This is a genomic window from Pseudomonas sp. AU11447, from assembly GCF_001672555.2.
Classification (GTDB): domain Bacteria; phylum Pseudomonadota; class Gammaproteobacteria; order Pseudomonadales; family Pseudomonadaceae; genus Pseudomonas; species Pseudomonas nitroreducens.
This window is the reverse complement of record NZ_LZDG02000075.1, coordinates 43,394-65,190: the sequence shown is the minus strand read 5'-3', so window position 1 is coordinate 65,190 and position 21,797 is coordinate 43,394. Positions and strand designations below refer to the sequence as shown.

The window sequence follows — 21,797 nt, the reverse complement described above, 5'->3', positions numbered from 1 at the left end:
TGTCATCGGGCATGGCGCGCCCATCCGGGGTCCGTCCTGCGGGAGCGGAGAATCGCCGGCTGTCCCGCAGCGGGTTTTCGCCATCTTTGAGCCTTTTTCGCAGCAGGGCCCCACCCGCCTCAGGTGGTGAAGCACGCCTCCGACGTGGCGTCGCAATGCACCGTCAGATCAGGCCCATGGCCTTGGCGAAGACAATCGCCTGGGTGCGCCGGGTGCTGCCCAGCTTGGCGTTGATGTTCTTCGCGTGGTACTTCACGGTGTTCACCGAGAGGAACAGGCTGTCGGCGATCTCCTGGTTCGACATGCCGCGCGCCAGCAGCGTCAGCACCGAGGACTCTCGCGGGGTCAGGTCTTCCAGGCATGCGGAAATACTCGCCTCATCCACATCACCCGGCCCCACCGCGGCGGCGCCGGGCGCCGAACTCCCCTCTGCCACCTCAGGCAACTGCACCAGCAGCGCGCGGGCATGGCTTTCGAGCAGCCGATAGCGCCGGCGGGCACAGTCCTGCGCCAAGGCAAGCAGGCGTAGGCGCGCCTGCTGCGGCTGGCCGGAGCCCAGTTCGGCCTGCGCCACGATCAGCTCTATCTCCTGCGCCAGGCTGGGCTGCAGCAAGGCCGGCCGATGGGCTTCCGGGCTGGCGGCACGGCGTAGCACGGTGCGCCACTGATGGCGTCGGGCGAGAACCCGCAAGGACTGCAGCAGTACCGACCCGCTGTAGCACTCGCTGTCGACGCGGCCGCAATGCATGCGTCGCTCGGCCTCGTGCAGATGCAACAGTGCCTGCTCATGATGGCCGCTGCGGCTGGCCGCCTCCGCCAGCAGCAGATGGCCGAACTGGCTGTACGGCGCGGAGCCCTGGCGGGCATGCGACAGCCCTGCACGAAGCGACTTCTCTGCCTCCTCGACACGACCTTGGTGCAGGTGCAGTTCGCCCTGCAGGAACAACAGCCGTGCCAGCAGTGGATCACACGGGATATTCGCCGCCGTGCGCCACTCCAGGGTTTCCGCCAGCAGCCCTTCGGCGATAGGCACTTCATCCAGCAGAATCAACAAGCGCAGGCGATCCGTGTTGATCAGCACTTCGCTGTCCAGGCAGCCCTCACGACGCGCCAGTTCGACGGCATCGTCGAGCAACGTCCTGGCGTCGCCCAGGCGCCCGGCAGCCATGGCCAGGCGCGCCAGCGTCGAATAGCACACCACGATGGAAATCCAGTCCCCGCCCGGCAAATGGTCGAGCGCTTCATGGCAGGCCAGCCGTGCTTCCTCGGGCTGCCCTCGGGTGGCCAGGGAAAGTCCCCGCAGGGCCTGCCAGTTGGCCCGCAGGCGACGATCCAGCAGCGGGTCTGCACAGGGCAGGAAGCGCTCCATACTCTCCAGGCAACGGTCGGCCTCCTCCAGCCGGCCGCTGCCATACAGCGCCAGGGAGCACAGATAGACCAGGCGCGGGGTGCTTTCGAGCAGGTGCCCCGGCAACTGCTGGCGCCACTCCAGCAGGCGGTGAAGGTTGTGCTCGGCGAGCTGCCAGCTCGGCAAGAGCTTCTGCATGTAGTTGGCGGCAACCTCAGGCTGCTCGGCTTGCAGCGCCTGCTCGATGGCTTCGTTCAGGTGCCCGGCAATGCTCAATATTCGGCAGGAATGGAGGCGCAAGCGTGACAACTCGACCGCATCGACACGCTCCTGCAACGCTTCGGCGACCAGGGGCAGGACCCGCAGCCAGCTGCCACGGGCCTCCAGCGGGAAGATGAAGGCCTGGCATTGCATCAGCCGCCGCAACGCCTGGCGGCCGCCATGCTCCTCCCACAATTGGGCACACAGCTCGATGGAGAACCTCGGCAGGTGCGCCAGCCCGTAGAGGATGTTCCGTTCGGCCTCCCCCAGGCGCGCCAGCAGTTCATGGTCCAGATAGTCCCGGATCAGTCCGGGACCTTTGCCGGTGGGGTGGTCGGCGCCCTCGCCCAATAGCAGCCGGATGCCGGCCCACCAGCCTTCGGCACGTTGCCAGAGCTGTTCGCGAGCGGTCGCCGGCATTGAGCTGGCGGAAACCTCGAGCAGCCTGTCGAACTCCGCGCGGGTCATGGCCAGTTGGCTGGCATCCAGCTCCAGCAATTCGTTGCGCAGCATCAGGCGCGGGAGGTTCCAGTTCGGCCGCTGGCGACTGCTGACCAGTAGTTGCAGATGGCCGGACGGCAGCGCCAGCAGATGATCGAACCAGTTGTTCAACTCGATCGACATCTCGCCAGGCAGGTCGTCGAGCACCAGTCGGGTCGGCGTCGGATGTGCAGCGAAGTACCTGAGCAGGGTGATTGGCGCGGCGCCCTGGGCCGGGCTCAGACCCAGCTCCCGGCAAATATGTGAGCACAGCTCGTGCAGTGATTCGACGTGACCGCCCAGGCTCAGCCACAACACCTGCTCGCCGCTGGCCGGCGCGGCCAGGCTCGCTCCAAGCAGGACGCTCTTGCCATAGCCGGCCGGCGCACAGAGCAGGCACAGACGCTGGCGGCTGCGGCGCAGGCGAGCCTGCAGTTCGCAGCGCGGAACATACGCTGACGGCAGGGCCGGCAGCGAAGCCCTTTGCCCATCGGCAGGCGAAATACTGGCACCCAGACCTTGCATGACGGACCTCGATCTATGGTGTTAGACGAAGCGATCACTCCAGCAACGGAGCGCAATCGCGCTCCTCGCTGCATTGGCAAGCATCTTGGAAGTGCCGGGGAGCGCAGACGCCCCCCATATCAGGTGGCCACGGGGCAAGCCCCCGTGGCGTTTGACGCAGAGCAATGTCGAGCAGGACGGGGAGTTGCGGCGAGCCGAGGTCCGGCTCGCCGCCATGGCTCAACGGATGCCGGCGTTGCGCAGGGCCGCGGGAGTGAAGTCGTTGTTGCTGTACTGCTGGTCGAACTGCGGTCCGCGCTTGGCCTCGTTGATCATGTTCATCGCCATGTAGCGCCCGGCGATCAGATCGTAGAGGGTCTGCACCGCATAGGCGGCCTGGCCGTGCTCGTAGTCGTTGACCTGGTGGCCCTCGGCGACGCGCCAGAGTTGGCCACGGCTGTCGTAATGGTCGATCTCCGCCAGGGCCCAGGTATCCTCGTCGAAATACATGTGGCGCTTGGCATAGATATGGCGCTCGCCCGGCTTGAGCGTGCCCTCGACCTCCCACACGCGATGCAGCTCGTAGCGCGTGAGATCCTGGTTGATATGACCGGGGCGGATGATGTCGGCGTACTTCAGCGTCGGCGACCACAGCTTGTAGCTGTTATAGGGGATGTACAGCTCCTTCTTGCCGATCAGCTTCCAGGTGTAGCGGTCCGGCGAACCGTTGTAGAGGTCGGAGTTGTCGGCGGTACGCATGCCGTCGGCGGCGCTGCCGGGGCCGTCGTAAGCCACTTCGGGGGCACGCCGCACGCGGCGCTGGCCGGCGTTGTAGGTCCAGGCCTGGCGCGGCTCCTTGAGCTGGTCGATGGTCTCGTAGGCGAGGTTCACGGTACCGGTCAGACGCGACGGCGCGACGATCTCCTGCTTGTAGTAGTACATGATGTTGCCGGTCTTGGCCGGGTCGCTGTCGGTGATGTACTGCGGGAAGCCGAGGTTCTCCTTGAAACCGACCACGGTGAAGTCACCATTGGTCTGCGGCACGGCCTGGGCGCTGAAGCGCTCCATGTTGGTTCCGCGGTAGCGCGTCTCGTGGTTCCACACCACTTCCACCCCGGACTTCGGAATCGGGAACGGTACATAGTGGGTATTGAAATCCGCCAGACCGTTACCGTCGTTGATCAGCTTGACCACCGTCGCGCCTTTCTTCACGGCGTCATACACCGCCTGGGGAGCCGCGGCAGTGCGATGGGTCGGGTAGACCGGAATCTTGTAGCTGTCCGGGTAGCGCTTGAACAGGGCGAGCTGGCCCGGCGTCAGCTTGTCCTTGTACTGCTCGGCATTGGCCGCGGTAATGGTGAACAGGGGCTTCTCATCGGCGAACGGGTTGCCGAGGAAACCGTTCTGTACTGGAGCGGCTCCGGATTTGAGGCCGCCCGTCCAGGCCGGGATACTGCCATCGGCATTGCCGGCCTTCTCCGCGCCCAGTGGCGTCAGGCTGGTACCCAACTGCCCGGCTTCCTCGGGGGTGACGGCAGCCATTACGCCGGTTGCCAGCAACGACAGCGCCATAGCGCCGGTGCGCAGCATAGTACTTCTGATCATGTCGATTCTCCGCTGTTGCTGGTTAGAAGTTGACGCCGAGGCTCAGCGAGACATAGTCGCGGTCGGTCATGGTGTTGTATTTGCCGTCGAAGAAATTCGTGTAGTTCAGCGCGGCGGTGTAGGTGTTCTGGTAGTCCGCGTTCAAGCCGAGGCTGACGGCCTTGGCGCCCTCCTCGAAGTTCGGTCCCCAGCCATCGACGTCATGCGACCAGGCCAGGTTCGGCGACAGGTTCACGCCGGCGAAAACGTTCGGGTAATCCAGTTGCGCGCGAACGCGGTAGCCCCAGGAGCTGGTGGTGTAGAAACCGTGGCTGTTGCACTGCTGCGCCGGGTTGCTTGCGTTGGGCTGTCCCACCGCACTGCCCTTGCAGGTTGCCAACCCCGCGGCGCCGGGCAGGATGCCGGAACCGAAGGCAGGGCTGCGGCCGAAGCGCAGGTCGGTGCCATCGGAATCGCCCAGGCCGTTGATGCGGTTGTAGCCGACCTCGCCCACCAGGGTCAGGCGGTCAGATCCCCAGACCTGGTTGAACAGCTTGGTCGCGGTCATCTGCGCCTGCAGTACCGGCATGCGGTCGTAACCATCGATCACGCCGCCCGGCGTGGTGGTGGCAAAACCGGTAGTGAGCAACGGCGAGCTCGCGGTGCCTACCGTCGCGCTGAGCAGATCGGGCGTGCTCAGTTGCAGCGGCATGTTCGGCCGGTAGCTCAGTTCACCCCCCAGCGAAGTGCCCGCCACGTTGGCGGCGAAGCTCAGGCCATAGAGGCGGATGTCTTCCGGGTAATCGATGAAGTACTTGGCATTGCGCGGCACGTTGAGGGCGCTGGGCGGCGTACCCGGGCCGGTCGTGCGGATGGTGCTGAGGAACGGGTTGCGGCTGTGATAGTTCAGGGCATAGGCGCCGAACTCGGTGTCGTTCAGCTCCGGCACGAACCAGCGCAGGGCGATGCCGAACTGGCCGCTGTTGCGCGGATCGTTGTCCTTGGCGCGGGGGATGTAGACATCATCGAGGCCGCCGGCGACAGCGGCAGCTCCGCCCTTGTTGAGCGCGGCGCCGGGGGCGAGGTCCAGGCCGCTGACCACCAGGCGGTCGTCGCAGCCCTTGGGTACGCCATCGCTGCCAAAGAAGGTGCCGCAGTTGTCGGTGATCGTCTTCTCCCAGGTGATCTGATAGAAGGCTTCGGCAGTGAAGTTGTCGGCCAGGCCCTGGGAGACATAGATCATGTTCTCCGGAATCAGACCTTCCTTGACTTCCGAACCCGGCCGGCGCACCGCCGCAACGTCGATCGGGTTGATCACGTTGATGCCGTTCTGGATGAAGGTGCTCTCGCCCCAGCTCACCACCTGCTTGCCCAGGCGCACGTTGCCGGGCAGGTCGCCGAGGTTGTAGTTGTGGTAGACGAAGCTGTCGAGGAACATCGCGCCGGATGACTTGGCCGCCTGGTCGCGCCCGGAGTCGTCGATGTCGTAGAAATGCTGATGGCCGTCCTTGAGCTCGAAGTCGTACCAGTACTTGCCACGGACGAAGGCGCCGCTGTCGCCGTACTTCAGCTCCAGATCGTGCAGGCCCTTGACGATGGTCGAGATGTTCTCGCCGCTCTTGAAGTTCAGGCGGTTGTCATCGACCGTGCGCGATGACGACTTGCCACCGGCCACGCCCATCGAGTTGAAGTTGGAGATGAACTGCTTGTCCGGTGCGCTGGTGGCCCAACTGCTGCCAAAGGTCAGCGACGAGTCGAACTTGCCCTCGATCTCCCCGATGTTGAAATCGACGGCGTTGGCAGTGGCACTGACGCCCAAGGCGACGGCTGCAGCCAGCAGTTGCGGCTGAAAGACTCCGCGCTTTGTTGTTCTTGTCATGCGGCGCTCCAAAGAAGGTGAACGGTGTTGGAGCGCTCATGCTAGCGATGCGCCCCGCTCTGCTATTCACCCGATCGGGTAATTCGATTCGCTGCTTTTCGCCGCGAATCGGTGGCTTGGAACCCTGCGCGTGGAAGGCGCGTTACCGTGCGTTACACAGCACAGGTTTCGCGGCGCGGGGTATCACGCAGGCTGGGTGGATTGGCCATGAAGGTACCTTTGGCGCGCACGATCAATTGCGTCCCATCCATCAGGCCCAGGCTGGCGCGGCAGAGATTGCGACCCAGTTTGTGGACCTCCAGGTGCGCCTCGATCCAGGCATCCGGCCGGGCCGGATGGATGTAGTCGACGCTCATCTCGATGGTCACCGGCGCCTGCGGAAAATCACCGGCGAGGCGCAGCAGCGCGCCGAAAGCGGTATCGGCCAGGGTGGCGAGAAAGCCGCCGTGGGCGATGTTCAGGGCATTGAGGTGGACCGGCAGCACACGCGCTGCTACGACGCGGCGCTCGCTGTGCAGGTAGATGCCCTGGCAGTGCTGGACGAAGCCGTATTGGCCATCGGGTCGGCGCAACGGCTCGAAGCCGGCAGGAATGGGCAGTAGAGGCGAATCGGAAGTGGGCTCGTTGGCAATCATCGGTTTGTCCCTCGGAGTACGAGTCGGAGCGGGACAGTCGATGTCGAGAGGCTACGGCTGTCGCCGCTGGGCTGGAGTGGCGGAGGAATCGGGCGGAAGGCGGAAGGAACCGGGCCACCCGAGGGTGGCCCGGCCCAGTCAACGACCGCCGTCGACGATCAGCACCTGGCCGGAGATGTAGTTGGATTCCGGCGCGCACAGCAGGTAGACGCTACCGGCGGCTTCCTGCGGGGTGCCGGCACGGCCCAGGGGAATGATCGAGGCGGCGTTCTTCGCCATTTCCGGGCGGATGCCGACCTTGATGTCGTGGCCATCGATGTTCAGCACGGTGTTGTCCTCGGCGGAGACCTCGGTCAGGCGGGTCTTGATGAAGCCGAAGGCCACCGCGTTGACGTTGACCTTGTAACGACCCCACTCGCGGGCCAGTGCCCTGGTCAGCCCATTCACCGCGGATTTCGCCGAGGAATAGTTGGCCTGGCCGGCACCGCCGCGCACGCCGGACACCGAGGAAATGTTGACAACCTTGCGGAACACTTCCCGGCCCTCCTCGGCCTCCTTCTTGGCACACTCGCGGAAATGCGCGGAGGCGGCGCGAAGGATGCGGAACGGCGCCTTGACGTGCACATCGAGGATGGCGTCCCACTGCTCGTCGGTCATCTTCTGGATCACGTTGTCCCAGGTGTAGCCGGCGTTGTTGACGATGATGTCGAGGCCGCCGAAGGACGACAGCGCGGTACCGACGAAGCGCTCGGCGAAGTCACCGTCGGTGACGCTGCCGACGCAGGCCACGGCTTTTCCGCCTTCGCCGACGATCTGCGCGACCAGTTCTTCCGCCGGTGCGGCATCCAGATCATTGATCACCACGGCGGCGCCTTCACGGTGCAGCTTCAGGGCGATCTCACGGCCAATGCCACGGCCGGAGCCGGATACGATGGCAACCTTGCCTTCGAGGTTCTTGCTCACGTTTGTCTCCTTGTCAGTCACGGTTAGCCTGCCGCGCGGTCAATTGACCGCGCGCTGCTGGTCTTTCCAATAGGGGCTGCGCAGGTCGCGCTTGAGGATCTTGCCGGCCGCCGAGAGCGGCATGGCTTCGCGGAACTCGACGGTCTTCGGGCACTTGTAGCCGGCGATGAAGCGCCGGCAATGCTCGATGATCTCCTCGCCCTCGGCGCGGGTGCCGGGTTTGAGGACGATCACGGCGTGCACCGCTTCGCCCCACTTCGCGTGGGGGATGCCGATCACCGCGCTGAGCGCGACCGCCGGGTGGCTGGCGATCGCGCCTTCCACCTCTGCCGAGTACACGTTCTCGCCACCGCTGACGATCATGTCCTTGACCCGGTCGACGATGTAGATGTAGCCCTCATCGTCCATGTAGCCGGCATCGCCGGTGTGCATCCAGCCACCGCGCAGGGCCTGGGCGGTCTCCTCAGGGCGGTTCCAGTAACCCAGCATGATCTGCGGGCCCCGCAGGAGAATCTCGCCCACGCTGCCGCGCGGGACCTCTTCGCCCTGCTCGTCGACGATCCGCGCCAATACCGAGATGCCCGGCTGGCCGGCAGCCCGGATGCGACCGCTGGCGACGCCCGCGGCGCTGTGGTTTTCCGGGCCGTTGAAGACGACGCCACTGGTGGTCTCGGTCATCCCGTAGCCCTGGGTGAACTCCAGGCCGGGCAGGTGCTCCAGGGCCAGGTTCATTAGCGCCGGGGATATCGGCGCAGCACCGTAGACCATGCTTTTGAGGCTGCTCAGGTCGTACCGGTGGAATTCCGGGTGGGTCAGGATCACCTGCAGCATGACCGGTACCAGCAGGGTCTCGCGGACCTGCTCGCGCTGGATGGTCTGCATCAGTTCCACCGGCTCGAACCCCGGCATGAACACGTGCGGCAGGTCCATCATGTACTGCAGCAGTACCGCGGCCAGCGCCGCCGCGTGGAACATCGGCGCGACATGCAGGACCACCGCGCCTTCCTCGATCGGATGGCCGGCGAGGCGCGCCATGAGCATCGACCAGATGTTCTGGTGACTGTGCATCACGCCCTTGGGATGTCCGGTCGTGCCGCCGGTGTACATGATGCTGGCGAGGTCGGTGCCGCCTCGCTGGCAGTCCTCTACCGGCCGGGCCTCACGCAGCAGTTGCTCGTAGGAGAGCATTCCGTCCGGCGCCGGCCCATCGCCAACGTGGATCAGCACCGGCGCGACCTTGGCGCTGCGGCGGATGTCTTCGGCCATGGCCAGGAAGTTGTCGTCGACCAGCAGGATGCGCGTATCGCAGTCGTCCAGCGAGTAGACGATCTCCGGGACGCTCCAGCGGGTGTTGACGCCGTTGATCACGCCGCCGCCCCACCAGGTCCCGAGCACGTACTCGAAGTACCAGTCGGAGTTCAGGCCGAGCATGCCGACGCGATCGCCCGGCTGCATACCGAGCGCCTGCAGGGCCCCCGCCAGGCGGGCGACGCGCTCGCCGAACTCGCGGTAGTTGCGCCGGCGGTCACGAAAGATGGTGACCAGACGGTCAGGGTGAAGCAGCAGTGCGCGCTGAAGAGCATGGGTCATGTGCATTGTTATTGTCCTCTTGGGAGCCATGTCCGGCCGGGCGACGGCCTTGAGGCATCCTAGTGATGACTGCTCCATGGACACCTACCCGTGGTGGGTGGTGAACCGGCGGCAAGGGCTGGGGCGCGAACCGCACAGGCAGGTGGGTTCGCGCCTGCAGGGTTCAGAAGTTGCCGCCAGGGCCACCACCGCAATACAGGGTTTGCCCGGAGACGAAGTCCGAACCCGGCAGGCACAGCAGCACCACGGCACCGGCGGCCTCCTCCGGCTTGCCCGGTCGGCCCAGGGCGATGGCGCGGCTGGCGTTGTCGATGTAGGCCTGCTGGATACCGACCTTGATCTCGCGGCCCTCGATGTTCACGGTCTTGCTCTCGTCACCGGCCAGCGCCTGGGTCAGGCGGGTTTCGATGAAACCGAAGGCCACGGCGTTGACGTTGACCTTGAGGCGACCCCACTCCTTGGCCAGGGTCTTGGTCATGCCGAGGATGCCGGCCTTGGCCGCCGAGTAGTTGCTCTGCCCGGCGTTGCCGCCGGCGGCACCGGAGGAGATGTTGACCACCTTGCGCAGCACCTCGCGGCCTTCGGCCGCTTCCTTCTTGGCCAGGGCGCTGATGATCGGCTGAGCGGCGCGGAGGATGCGGAACGGCGCCGTCAGGTGGCAGTCGATGATGGCGTACCACTGCTCGTCGCTCATCTTCTGGATCACGTTGTCCCAGGTGAAGCCGGCGTTGTTGACGATGATGTCGATGCTGCCGAAGTGCTTCACCGCGGTCTGTACGAAGCGCTCGGCGAAGTCGGGCGCGGTCACGCTGCCCACGCAGGCCACGGCCTCGCCACCGGCGGCGCGAATTTCCGCGACCACTTCGTCGGCCGGTGCCTGGTCGAGGTCGTTGATCACCAAGCGCGCGCCCTCTTCCGCCAGTTGCAGCGCCACGCAGCGGCCGATGCCACGGCCGGAACCGGTCACCAGTGCCACTTTGCCTTCGAGTTTCTTCATTGTGTCGACTCCTGAATGCTCTGCGCAGCGGGCCGCATGACCCGGCGCGCGGGTTGGTTTCAGCCGGTGAACACCGGCGTGCGTTTTTCGATGAAAGCCGCCACCGCTTCCTGGTGGTCGGCACTCTGGTGCGCCAGCACCTGGTAGGCCGCGGACATCTCCAGCAGCGTGTCCAGGCGCGTATGCAGCGCCTCGCGCATCAGGCGCTTGGCCAGGCGCACGGCGTGCGGTGGATTGGCGGCGATGGCCTCGGCGATCTCGCGGGCGCAAGGCAGCAGCTCCGCGGCCGGCACCACACGCGAGACCAGGTTCCAGTCCAGCGCCTGGCGCGCATCGATGGTCTGCCCGGTCAGGGTCAGCTCGCTGGCCCGCGACAGGCCGACGATCCGTGGCAGCAGCCAGGCGCCGCCGTCGCCGGGGATGATCCCCAGCTTGACGAAGCTTTCGGCGAACTTGGCCTGCTCCGCGGCGATACGGATGTCGCACATGCAGGCCAGGTCCAGCCCGGCACCGATGGCGTGGCCGTTGATCGCGGCAATCACCGAAACCTCCAGGTTGAACAGCGCCAGCGGCACCTTCTGGATGCCCAGGCGGTACTCCTGGCGCAGCGCCATGTTCGGCATCTTCGCGTAGCGCTCCATGTCGCGGACGTTGCCGCCGGAGGAGAACGCCGTACCGGCGCCGGTCAGGATCACGGCGCGGACACTGCTGTCGCGGTGGATTCGATCCAGGGCATCGAGCAGCGCCTCGACCATGCCGTTGCCGGTCAGCGGGTTGCGCCGCTCGGGATCGTTGAGGGTGAGGGTGACGACATGGCCGTCCTGTTGATACTGCAGCAGCTCGCTCATGCGGGTTGTCCTTGGATTGCGCTGAAGGGAGTGGCCTGGCGTACGAACTCGCTGCAGCCGGTGCCGCACAGGGCCAGCAATGCCGAGCCGACGAGGCGGTTCCAGTAACCTTCGGCGCCCTCGGCGAGGCGCCATTCGTGCAGGCGGCGGCTGTACAGTTGCAGGTCGAATTCCTCGGTTACGCCGATGGCGCCGTGCAGGGCGTGGGCGGTGGCAGTCACCAAAGGGACAGCCATGCTGCTGCGGGCCTTGGCGATGGCCGCGGGAATCGCCTGGGGCAGCCGGTCGCTGCCGCTGAAGGCCATTTCGGCAGAGGCGGTGGCGGCGGCGACCTGCTCGGCCATCACGGCCAACTGGTGCTGGATGCTCTGGAACTTGCCGATGGCCTTGCCGAACTGCACCCGGTCGTTGCAGTACTCCAGGGTCTTGTCGATGCACCAGTTCATTGCCCCGGCGATGGCAGCGGCATGTACCGCGGCGCTGAATACACGCAGGGCCTCGCCCCGTCCCGGCACGGTCGCCAGTACAGGCCCGGCTGACCAGCGCAGGTCGGCGCAGAGGCTGCCATGCACGCCGGACGACGAACGCTGGGCGCTGGCACAGTCGAGCAGCAACAGGTCGCCGTCGACATTGGCCAGCAGGTAGTCGGCAAACCGCCCGTAGGCCACCAGGGGCGCGACCAGCGTCCCGTCCGCTTCGCGCCGGGCATTGCCGGCCAGGCTGAGCATGCCTGCCGGTGCGGCCACGCCGCTGCCGTACAGCAACGCGCGGGCGGCGATGCTCTGTGCCGCCGGAACCGGCAGCGCGTAGCGACCGAAGGCCTGGAGGATGGGAAACAGTGCCGCCAGGTCGAGGCCGGCGCCGCCCTCTTCCTCTGGGGTCAGCAGTTCGAGGAAGCCGCTGTCCTCCAGCAGACGCCACAGCGCCGTGGGTGTTTCACCGCCTTCCACCGCACGGATCAACGTCGCGGTGCAGTGATCGGCCAGGAGTTTTTCAATTGCTTCAGTGAACATCGTCGGGAGTCCTGTCGAGTGCCGGTCAACGCAGGCCGAGGCCGCGGGCGATCATGCCGCGAAGGATTTCGCGGGTACCGCCACGCAGCGAGAAGGTCGGGGATATCTGGCTCAGGTAGGCCAGGGTGCGGTACAGCTCAGCGTCGACCGGGGCGTCCGGGTTCGCGCCGAGGGCGGCGGCGATGGCCACCGGAATCGACTGCTCGAACTCGGTGCCGAGGTCCTTGACCAGCGCCGCTTCGATCACCGGGCTCTCGCCCCGGGCGAGCTTGGCGGTCAGCGCCAGCGACAGGCAGCGCAGGCTGGCCAGCTGGCTGACGAAGGCCCCCAACTGGCTGGCCTCGGCCGCGCTGCAACCCACGCGGCGCAGGTGCTCCGCCCAGAGGTCGAGCAGCACCACGCTGGAATAGAAACGCTCCGGCCCGCTGCGCTCGAAGGCCAGCTCGGCGTTGACCTGTTGCCAGCCGCTGCCCTCCTCGCCCACCAGGGCATCCGGCCCGAGCAGCACGTCGTCGAAGGTCACTTCGCAGAAGTGCGAATCACCCGCCAGGTCGGCGATCGGCCGCACGTTCACCCCCGGCTGGCGCAGGTCGACGATGAACTGCGACAGGCCTTTCTGGCGGTCGTCCGGTACGCCGGAGGTCCGCACCAGGGCGATCATGTAGTGCGCGTGCTGGGCGTTGGTGGTCCAGATCTTCCGGCCGTTCAGGCGCCAGCCCTCCGCGCAGGGCACGGCGCGGCTGCGCACGCTGGCCAGGTCCGAGCCGGAGTTCGGCTCGCTCATGCCGATGCAGAAGAACGCCTCCCCGGCGCAGATACGCGGCAGGTAGAAGTCACGCTGCGCCTGGCTGCCGAACTTGAGGATCAGCGGGCCGCTCTGGCGGTCGGCGATCCAGTGCGCCGCCACCGGCGCCCCGGCCGACAGAAGTTCTTCGACCAGCACGAAGCGGCTGAAGGCATCCAGGCCGGCGCCGCCGCAGCTCTGCGGCAGGGTCAGGCCGACCCAGCCGCGCGCGGCCAGTTGGCGGCTGAAGGCGGCGTCGAAGCCAGTCCAACTGCGCGCACGAATGTCCGCCGGCACTGCCGGCAGGTGTTCGGCGAGGAAACGCCGCACCTCGGCGCGGAACGCCTCGGCCGGTGCCGGCAGCGCTTCCAGGCGGAAGGCGTCGAGCAGTGAGCTCATCGGGCAGCCTCCGGTTGATCAGTCTCGCCGCTCTGGGCGCTAGGCAGGTGTTGCATCTCTCGCATCCTCGTTGCTGGCGTGCGGCCCCGCTGGACCGCCGCTGCTCGCTCAGTTCTTGCCGTACAGGGTGACGACGCAGGCGCCGCCCAGGCCGACGTTGTGCTGCAGCGCCAGGCGTGCGCCCTCGACCTGGCGCTGCTCGGCGTTGCCGCGCAGTTGCTGGGTCAGCTCGTAGCATTGGGCGAGGCCGGTGGCGCCCAGCGGGTGCCCCTTGGAGAGCAGGCCGCCGGAGGGATTGATGACAATGCGTCCGCCGTAGGTGTTGTCGCCGTCGCGGACGAAGCGCTCGGCGCCGCCTTCAGGGCAGAAACCAAGCGTTTCGTAGCTGATGACTTCCATCTGCGCGAAGCAGTCGTGCAGCTCGCACAGGTCGATGTCGTCGGGACCGACACCGGCCTTTTCGTAGACCTGGCCGACCGCGGCGCGAACCATGTGCGAGCCGACCCAGCTGAGCATCGAGGGCGGGTCGAAAGATTCCGGGGTATCGGTGGTCATCGCCTGGGCGAGGATCTGCACGTCGCTGCGCAAGCCGTGCTTTTTCGCGAAACGCTCGGAGACCAGGATCGCCGCCGCGCCGCCACAGGTTGGCGGGCAGGCCATCAGGCGCGTCAGCACGCCGGGCAGGATCACCGTGTCGTTCATCACGTCCTCGGTGGTCAGCACCTTGCGGAACAACGCCAGTGGGTTGTTCGCCGCGTGGCGGCTGGCCTTGGCGCGCACCGCCGCGAAGGTCTCCATGCTGCAGCCGTAGCGCGCCATGTATTCGCGCCCGGCGCCGCCGAAGGTGCGGATCGCCTGCGGCATGCCGTCCATGTCCGGGGTCTGCCCCCAGAGCACCGGCAGGAAGCGTTCGCGGGTCGGCGGACGGTCGCTCCATTGCGACTTCAGCGCACCCGGCTGCATCTGTTCGAAACCCAGCGCCAGCACGCAATCGGCGGAGCCCGACTCGATGGCCTTGCGCGCCAGGTAGAGCGCGGTGGAGCCGGTGGAGCAGTTGTTGTTGACGTTGACCACCGGGATGCCGGACATGCCCACTTCATAGAGGGCGGTCTGGCCGCAGGTGGAATCGCCGTAGACGTAGCCAGCGTAGGCTTCCTGCACCTGCCCGTAGCCGATGCCGGCATCGGCCAGGGCGCGGCGCACCGCTTCGGCGCCCATTTCCGTGTAGCTCGGGCTGGCCCCCGGCTTGCTGAAGGGAATCATGCCGACGCCGGCAACCAGTACTTTCTCGCTCATGCTTTCACCTGAATACGGAAGGATGGGGTCACAGCTGGCGTGCGATCAGTTCGCGCAGCACTTCGCTGGTGCCGCCGAAGATGCGCGTCACGCGCATGTCGACGAAGGCGCGGGCGATCGGGTACTCGAGCATGTAGCCGTAGCCGCCGTGCAGCTGGACCATATCGTCGATGCACTTGCACAGCGTTTCGGTGGCGAACAGCTTGGCGATGGCAGCCTCCTGCAACGTCAGGCGGCGGCACATGTGTTCGCCCAGGTAGTAGTCGACCATCAGGCGCACGGCCGTGGCCTGGGCCTTGATGTCGGCGAGCTTGAACTTGGAGTTCTGGAAGTCCCAGACGGTCTGGTTGAAGGCCTTGCGCTCCTTCACGTAGTCCAGGGTCTGCTCGAGCATGCGCTCCAGCTTGGCGGCGCTGTACACGGCGATCACCAGGCGCTCCTGGGGCAGCTCCTCCATCAGGTGGATGAAGCCCTTGTTCTCCTCGCCGAGCAGATTGCCGACCGGCACGCGGACGTCATCGAAGAACAGTTCGGAGGTATCTGCCGCCGCCTGGCCGACCTTCTCCAGCTTGCGCCCGCGACGGAAGCCCTCGCGGTTGGCTTCGACCATGATGATGCTGCAGCCCTTGGCCCCAGCGGCTGGGTCGGTCTTGCAGACCACCGCCACCATGTCGCACTGCAGGCCGTTGCTGATGAAGGTCTTGCTGCCGTTGATCACCCACTCGTCGCCATCGCGCACGGCGCTGGTACGGATCGACTTGAGGTCGGAGCCCGAACCCGGCTCGGTCATGGCCACCGCGAGCACGGTCTTGCCGGCGCAGATATCCGGCAGCCACCGGCGCTTCTGCTCTTCGGTCCCGAGGCGGACGATGTAGGGCGCGACGATGTCGGAATGCACGCCCAGGCTCCAGCCGGAAATGCCGGCACGGTGCAGTTCTTCGATCAGCACGGCGCAGTGACCGAAGTCACCGCCACCGCCGCCATACTCGGTCGGCACGGTGAGGCAAAGCAGGCCTTCGCGCCCGGCCTTCAACCAGGTTTCGCGGTCAACCTGGCCGGCAGCGTCCCAGGCTGCCTGGCGCGGCACGCATTCACGCTCGAAGAAGCGTCGTGCGCTCTCGCGCAGCATCTCGTGGTCGTCACGGTAAACGGTACGTTGAATGTGCATCGGCTCTCCAAATGGTCTGCGAAATCGCGCAACCGGCCCGCTGGCCTGCTGTTGTTCTGCAAACGAATCTAGAGAGGAAGGCGAGCGAGACGGCCCCCCACGTTGGGTGGCGATGCCGGCGCACCGGCATCGGCCAAACGCAGGACGCAAAAAAGGCGCCCGCAGGCGCCTTGATGGGGAATGGTCCGCCTCAGGTTTCGTCGATGAACGCCAGTCCGCGGCTGCGCAGGGCCGCGACCTGGGCGGCATCGAAACCCCAGTCGCGCAATGCCGCGCCACCGTGCTGGCCACGTCGCGGAGCAGGCCGCGGCGGAGCCGATGGCGTGCCCTGGAACCTCGGCGCCGGCCCCGGCTGCACGATGCCATTGACCTCGACGAAACTGCCCCGCGCACGGTTGTGCGGATGCTCCGCGGCTTCGCTGAATCCCAGTACCGGCGATACGCAGGCGTCGCTGCCCTCGAAGACCTTGCTCCATTCGTCCCGCGTGCGACCGAGGAAGGCGCGGGTAAAGGCATCACGCAGCTTCGGCCAGCCGTCGCGGTCGTGTTGTCCGGGCAGCGCGGCGTCAGCCAGGCCGAGCTTCTCCAGCAGCTCCGCATAAAAGCGCGACTCCACCGGGCCGATGGCCATGTAGTGCCCATCCAGGGTGCGGTAGGTGTCGTACCAGGGCGCACCACCGTCCAGCAGGTTGCTGCCGCGCTGCTCGCGCCAATTGCCGCTGGCCACCAGCCCCCAGAAGATCGCGCCCAATTGCGCGGCGCCCTCGGTCATGGCGGCATCCACCACCTGGCCCTGCCCGCCCCGCTGAACGTTGAGCAATGCCGCGAGCACGCCCATGGCCAGCAACATCCCGCCACCGCCATAGTCGCCCACCAGGTTGAGTGGCGGCACCGGGCGGCCGCCGGCCGGGCCGATGGCCGAGAGCACGCCGGACAAGGCGATGTAGTTGAGGTCATGACCGGCATTCTGTGCCAACGGCCCCGTCTGGCCCCAGCCGGTCATGCGCCCGTAGACCAGGCGCGGATTGCGCGCCAGCGCCACCTCCGGGCCCAGGCCCAGCCGCTCCATGATGCCGGGGCGGAAGCCTTCGATCAGGACGTCGGCCTTGTCGATCAACTCCAGGGCGCAAGCCACCCCCTCGGGCGTCTTCAGGTCGATGGTCAGCGAGCGGCGGTTGCGCCCGATCAGGTCCAGGCGCGGACCGTCCAGCTTCGGGCCAAGGTCGCTGGCAGCCACCGGCCGGTCGATCCGCAGCACATCGGCGCCCATGTCGGCGAGCAGCATGGTTCCGAATGGCGCTGGCCCTATGGCCTCGAACTCCAGTACGCGAACCCCGTTGAGAACACCCATCTACAGCCCCCTGCTCCGACCGCCTAGTCGGTTGGTTTTTCGGATCGCCCTCACCCACGCTGCAGCCGGCCGGGGGGTTGGCACGCTTTGGCGAAAAGTAGAGCAACCCCCGAGCCGGCACGACCACCCGTGTCGGGTGGCCGGAAGCGCCCGGACGCAGTAACTGCGTGGGCTGCAAGGCGATGGCGAAATCCCCCGACGAGCGACCACTGGTGGAAGCCTGGGAACTTGCTTCATGCTGTGCCACTAGACTGAAAGCCGTTCGGTAGCACCTGCCTGGAAGCCCCATGGATACCCGACCTACAACAACAAATCAGTCGCCTGCCGTCCTCAATGGAAATCCGACGTTCGATTCCGTCGACAGCAGCAAGCTGACACCACCCCGCAACAGCGGCCGCATCGTTGCGCGAGAACGCCTGCACACCCAGCTGCAGGAAGCGCGGCGCAAGCGCTGCATCGTCATCAAGGGCCCTGCCGGTTGTGGCAAGACCACCGCGCTGGTCGCCTGGCGGCAACTGCTGCTGCCGCTGGGGTTCGACGTCGCCTGGCTGGGGCTGAGCAGCGACGAGAACCAACCGATGCGCTTTCTCGACTACCTGCTGGCGAGCCTGGCCCAGGTGGAGCCGGCGATGGTGCGCGACGCCGCGCTGCTGGAGGGTTACGGCAGCGACCGAGAGGCGGCCGAGAACACCGTGATCACCCTGGTCCAGGGCATTGCCGGACACCCGCGCGACGTGGTGCTGGTGCTCGATGACCTGCACGCGCTCAGCGATCCGGAGATCCACCAGACATTGCAATGGTTGCTCGACTACGCCCCGTCGAATCTGCACCTGGTACTGGTTTCACGCAGCGCCATCCCGCTGTCGCTGGCCCGGTTGCGCAGCCATGGACTGGTGCTCGAGCTTGACCTGCGCGACCTGCGCTTCACCCCGACGGAGGCCGAGGCGTTCCTCAGGGCCCAGCTGGGCGAAGTCGACTCCCGTGATGTCCAGAGCATCTACGAAATGACCGACGGCTGGATCGCCGGCCTGCAACTGGTGGCGGCCAGCTACAAGAAGAGCCGCCAGCGCCTTTCCGGCCCCGGCCGAACGGCGCTGCTACCGCAGGAGCACCTGAGCGACAACCAGGCCTTCGCGCGTTTTTTCGCAGCCGAAGTACTCTCCCATCTCTCGCCCACCAACCTCGAATTGCTGCTGCACACCGCAGTCTGCAGCCGCTTCTGTGCGCCGCTGTGCGCAACGCTGGTCGGCCGGCCGGAAGCCATCGGCGAAGCACGCGAGCTGCTGCAGCGCCTGGAGAACGACAACCTGTTCCTGATCGCCATCGACGGTGGCGAAGCGGAGGTCTGGTATCGCCTGCACCCGCTGCTGCGGGAGACCCTGCTGCAACTGTTTGCCGCGCGCCCCGAGGAGCAGCGCCAAGCCGTGCACACTCGCGCCTGGGAATGGCTACGCGACCACGAGCAGATGCATGAGGCGATCCGCCACGCCGTACTCGGCGGTCGGGCAGCGGACGCCGCCGAGCTGGTCGAGCAACGCGTCGACGACCTGACGGCGCGTGGCGAGATCCGCTTCCTGATCGACCTGGTGCAGCAATTGCCGCTGGAGCAACTGCAGCCACGCATCAGCCTGCGCCTGGTGCTGGCGCGCATGCAGATCTACACCCGCGACCTGCCCGCCAGCGAAAAGACCCTGCAGGAACTGGACCGTGACGTGCCGCCGAGCGACCCCGCCACGCGCTTTCGCATCACGGTCCTGCGCGCGGCGGTCGCGGTCCAGCGCGACGACACCGACCAGGCCATGGCCTATCTGCCGGAACTGCTCGCACCGCCGGTGGAGGCCGATGGCTTCACCGTCGGCGGCGGCATCAACATCCTTTCCTGGCTGTACATGCACCACGGCGAATTCGAGCGCGCGCGGCGTCTGCAGATCGACCGGCCGACCATGCTGGTAGACGGCTCTCCCCTGCGCGGCACCGCTTCGGGCACCCTCCTCGGTCGCGCCCTGATCGGCCTGAGCCTGGCCATGGAAGGTCAGATGATCCAGGCCGAGCGCATCTACCGCGAAGTGATCTATGAGGCCGAGCGCGGCGGCCGACCCTGCATCGACGCCCTGTTCCTCGCCACGGCCCTGCTCGGCGAGGCGCTGTACGAAAGCAACGAGGCGGAAGCCGCCTACCAGCTGCTGGCCGACCGGGTCGACGCCTTCGAGCGCATGTCGATCCCCGATTCGGTGTTGCGGGTGCTGGAGGTGCTGGGCAAATGCCAATGGCTCGCCGGCAACCATCGCGAAGCCTTCGCCTACCTCGATCGCCTGGACGAGTACGCCCGCCGCCTCGGGCTCGACCGGTTGCAGGCACACAGCCTGCAGGGGCAGATCCTCTGGCACCTGCAACTGGGCGAGCTGGTCGCTGCGGAAACCAAGCTGGCACGCCTGGAGAGCATCGCGGCACGGCATGTCGGCAGCGGGCCTGGAGCCTCCCGCGAGATCCATGCACTGGCGGAAAACGCGCGGATTCGCTGGCAGATCGCCCAGGGCGATCTGCTCGAGGCCGTACGCAGGCTGACTCTGCTCATCGACTTCTGCGACTCCGGAGGCCGCCAGCTCGATGTGACGCGCCTGAAGATGCTCGCTGCTATTCTCGACGAGCAGCGCGGCCTGCCAGACGCCGCACGGGACAAGGTACTGGCGGCGCTGCGCGCCGGCCACCGCTACGGCCAGGTGCGCAGCCTGCTGGATACCCACCCGCGGGCGCTGCAGTTGATCGACCAGGTCGCCAACGGCTCGACGCTCGACCCGGTGCTGCGCTTCTACGTCGAACGCCTGCAGGCAATCCAGGACCGGGCATCCCGCGTGAGCGCTGGCAAGCCGGCCGAAACGCGACGGCAAGCCGCTGCCACCACGGAGCCGCTGAGCGAACGTGAAATGGAAGTGTTGCGCCTGTTGGCCCAGGCCTTGCCGAACAAGAAGATTGCCCGCGCGCTGGGACTGTCCCACGAGACCGTCAAATGGCACCTGCGGCACATCTACAGCAAGCTCGGCGTTGGCAGTCGTGACGAGGCCGTCGCCCGGCTGCGGGACATGGAGTCAGCCGTCTGACAACTCCCCGGTTCGCCGGGGAGTTCCACGCCAGCGCTCAACCAATCCGCTGCGGCATGCCGGCCCAGAAAGGGTCGCGCAGCTCGCGCTTGAGAATCTTGCCGGCGCCGCTCAATGGCAGCGAATCGCGGAACTCGACGGTCTTCGGGCATTTGTAACCGGCAACAAGCTCGTGGCAATGGGCGCGCACCTGTTCTTCATCCAGGGCAGCACCGGGCTTGCACACCACGACCGCATGCACGGCCTCGCCCCACTGCGCGTGGGGAATGCCGATCACTGCGCACATGGCCACCTGCGGGTGCCGGGCGATGGCATTCTCGACCTCCGCCGAATACACGTTCTCGCCGCCGCTGATGATCATGTCCTTGAGCCGGTCGACGATGAACAGGTAGCCCTCCTCGTCCATATAGGCGGCGTCGCCGGTGAACAGCCAGCCATCGCGTAGTGCCTTGGCCGTTTCTTCGGGCTTGTTCCAGTAACCGCCCATGATGTTCGGTCCGCGCACGCTGATTTCACCGACCTGGCCACGCGGCAGTTCGCCCCCTTCGCCGTCGACGATACGCATCCTGACGCCATAGCCACCACGCCCCACCGAACGCGACAGGCCACTGCGCCGCGCTGCGACGCCGTGGTTGGCCGGCGGATTGGTGGAGACGATCGGACAGGCCTCGGTGAGCCCGTAGGAATGCGACAGCTGCAGGTGCGGCAGCCTGGCCAGGAGCTGCTCGACGACGATCCCGGCGGTAGGCGACGCCCCGTAGGTCAGGCGCTGCAGCCGGCTCAGGTCATGGCGATCCAGTTCGGGGTGGGCAAGCAGTGCCTGGATCATCGCCGGCACCAGCAGCACATCGCTCACCGCCTCGCGCTCGAGCGTCGCCAGCACGTTCGCTGGCTCGAATGCCGGCACGATGACGTGCGCCGCACCGATCAGGAAACCGCAGATGACCCGCGCCAGGCCGGCAACGTGGAACAGCGGCATGGCGTACAGCTCACGGCTGTCAGCATTGCGCGGCGCCTGCGCGATGGCCTGGATGCACGCCGACCAGAGGTTCAGGTGGGTCTGCATCACGCCCTTGGGAAAGCCGGTGGTGCCGCCCGTGTACATGATGCAGGCGAGATCATTGCCGCCACGCCCGGCATCCTCCACCGCTGTCGCGCCGGCGATCAGCGATTCGAAACAGAGCATGCCGGCAGGCGCCTCACCCTCCCCCGCATAGATGAGGATTGGCACCCGCCTGGCGCTGGCGCGAATGCCCTCCACCAGCGGCAGGAAGCGCTCATCGACGAACAGCACCGCGGTGTCGCAATCGTCCAGCGAATAGACGATCTCCGGCACTGCCCAGCGGATGTTCACCGGGTTGAGCACGGCGCCGGCCCACCAGGTGGCCAGGATGTATTCCAGGTACCGGTCGGAGTTCAGCGCCAGCATGCTGACCCGGTCGCCGGCCTGCACCCCCAGCGCCTGCATGGCACCGGCCAGGCGGGCGACCCGTTCGGCGAACTCGCGGAAGGTCCGCCGGCGCTCGCCAAACACCGTGACGATGCCCTCCGGCGTCTGTTGCAACGAACGGTGCAGGCTGTGCGTCAGGTACATGCTGG

General features: G+C 66.6%; 15 protein-coding genes. 1 reads left to right on the top strand and 14 read right to left on the bottom strand.

Annotation, left to right across the window (positions count from 1 at the left end; genetic code table 11):
- Positions 1-163 precede the first annotated feature (163 nt).
- The 13 genes from A6723_RS32575 to A6723_RS26295 form a co-directional block, all read right to left on the bottom strand.
- Positions 164-2,614 carry a LuxR C-terminal-related transcriptional regulator gene (locus A6723_RS32575; protein ID WP_054909285.1) on the bottom strand — a complete coding sequence of 817 codons (2,451 nt, stop codon included), beginning with the start codon at positions 2,612-2,614 and terminating at the stop codon, positions 164-166.
- A 219-nt stretch (positions 2,615-2,833) separates the two neighbouring features.
- Positions 2,834-4,198 (bottom strand): DUF1329 domain-containing protein, encoded by a 1,365-nt coding sequence (locus A6723_RS26350; protein WP_064979893.1) that lies wholly within the window; start codon positions 4,196-4,198, stop codon positions 2,834-2,836.
- A gap of 22 nt (positions 4,199-4,220) precedes the next feature.
- On the bottom strand, positions 4,221-6,056 hold the full coding sequence (locus tag A6723_RS26345; protein WP_054910934.1) for a DUF1302 domain-containing protein: 1,836 nt from the start codon (positions 6,054-6,056) through the stop codon (positions 4,221-4,223).
- A 152-nt stretch (positions 6,057-6,208) separates the two neighbouring features.
- A complete protein-coding gene (locus A6723_RS26340) occupies positions 6,209-6,691 on the bottom strand; it encodes a PaaI family thioesterase (RefSeq protein ID WP_054910935.1) in 483 nt (160 codons plus the stop codon).
- Positions 6,692-6,829: 138 nt separating this feature from the next.
- Complete coding sequence (locus A6723_RS26335) at positions 6,830-7,654, bottom strand: SDR family NAD(P)-dependent oxidoreductase (protein ID WP_082450910.1); 825 nt, start codon at positions 7,652-7,654, stop codon at positions 6,830-6,832.
- 39 nt (positions 7,655-7,693) lie between these two features.
- Positions 7,694-9,250 carry a long-chain fatty acid--CoA ligase gene (locus A6723_RS26330; protein WP_054910937.1) on the bottom strand — a complete coding sequence of 519 codons (1,557 nt, stop codon included), beginning with the start codon at positions 9,248-9,250 and terminating at the stop codon, positions 7,694-7,696.
- A gap of 157 nt (positions 9,251-9,407) precedes the next feature.
- Positions 9,408-10,241 (bottom strand): SDR family NAD(P)-dependent oxidoreductase, encoded by an 834-nt coding sequence (locus tag A6723_RS26325; protein ID WP_054910938.1) that lies wholly within the window; start codon positions 10,239-10,241, stop codon positions 9,408-9,410.
- Positions 10,242-10,300: 59 nt separating this feature from the next.
- Positions 10,301-11,089 carry a crotonase/enoyl-CoA hydratase family protein gene (locus A6723_RS26320; protein WP_054910939.1) on the bottom strand — a complete coding sequence of 263 codons (789 nt, stop codon included), beginning with the start codon at positions 11,087-11,089 and terminating at the stop codon, positions 10,301-10,303.
- Positions 11,086-12,102 (bottom strand): acyl-CoA dehydrogenase family protein, encoded by a 1,017-nt coding sequence (locus tag A6723_RS26315; protein WP_054910940.1) that lies wholly within the window; start codon positions 12,100-12,102, stop codon positions 11,086-11,088. Before A6723_RS26315 ends, A6723_RS26320 begins: the two co-directional genes overlap by 4 nt.
- 25 nt (positions 12,103-12,127) lie before the next feature.
- Positions 12,128-13,285, bottom strand: a complete 1,158-nt coding sequence (locus A6723_RS26310; protein WP_054910941.1) for an acyl-CoA dehydrogenase family protein — start codon at positions 13,283-13,285, stop codon at positions 12,128-12,130.
- A gap of 108 nt (positions 13,286-13,393) precedes the next feature.
- Positions 13,394-14,581 (bottom strand): lipid-transfer protein, encoded by a 1,188-nt coding sequence (locus A6723_RS26305; protein ID WP_054910942.1) that lies wholly within the window; start codon positions 14,579-14,581, stop codon positions 13,394-13,396.
- 28 nt (positions 14,582-14,609) lie between these two features.
- Positions 14,610-15,749, bottom strand: a complete 1,140-nt coding sequence (locus tag A6723_RS26300) for an acyl-CoA dehydrogenase family protein (protein ID WP_054910943.1) — start codon at positions 15,747-15,749, stop codon at positions 14,610-14,612.
- Positions 15,750-15,939: 190 nt separating this feature from the next.
- Positions 15,940-17,100, bottom strand: coding sequence for a CaiB/BaiF CoA-transferase family protein (locus tag A6723_RS26295; protein WP_054910944.1), 1,161 nt, complete (start codon positions 17,098-17,100; stop codon positions 15,940-15,942).
- Positions 17,101-17,387: 287 nt separating this feature from the next.
- Between A6723_RS26295 and A6723_RS26290 the strand changes: the two genes are divergently transcribed.
- The gene (locus A6723_RS26290; RefSeq protein ID WP_054910945.1) at positions 17,388-20,198 is read left to right on the top strand and encodes a LuxR C-terminal-related transcriptional regulator; all 2,811 of its coding nucleotides are present in this window, start codon (positions 17,388-17,390) and stop codon (positions 20,196-20,198) included.
- 37 nt (positions 20,199-20,235) lie between these two features.
- On the opposite strand, the gene A6723_RS26285 is transcribed toward A6723_RS26290, so the two are convergent.
- Positions 20,236-21,792, bottom strand: a complete 1,557-nt coding sequence (locus A6723_RS26285; protein WP_054910946.1) for a long-chain-fatty-acid--CoA ligase — start codon at positions 21,790-21,792, stop codon at positions 20,236-20,238.
- Between the last annotated feature and the right edge of the window lie 5 nt (positions 21,793-21,797).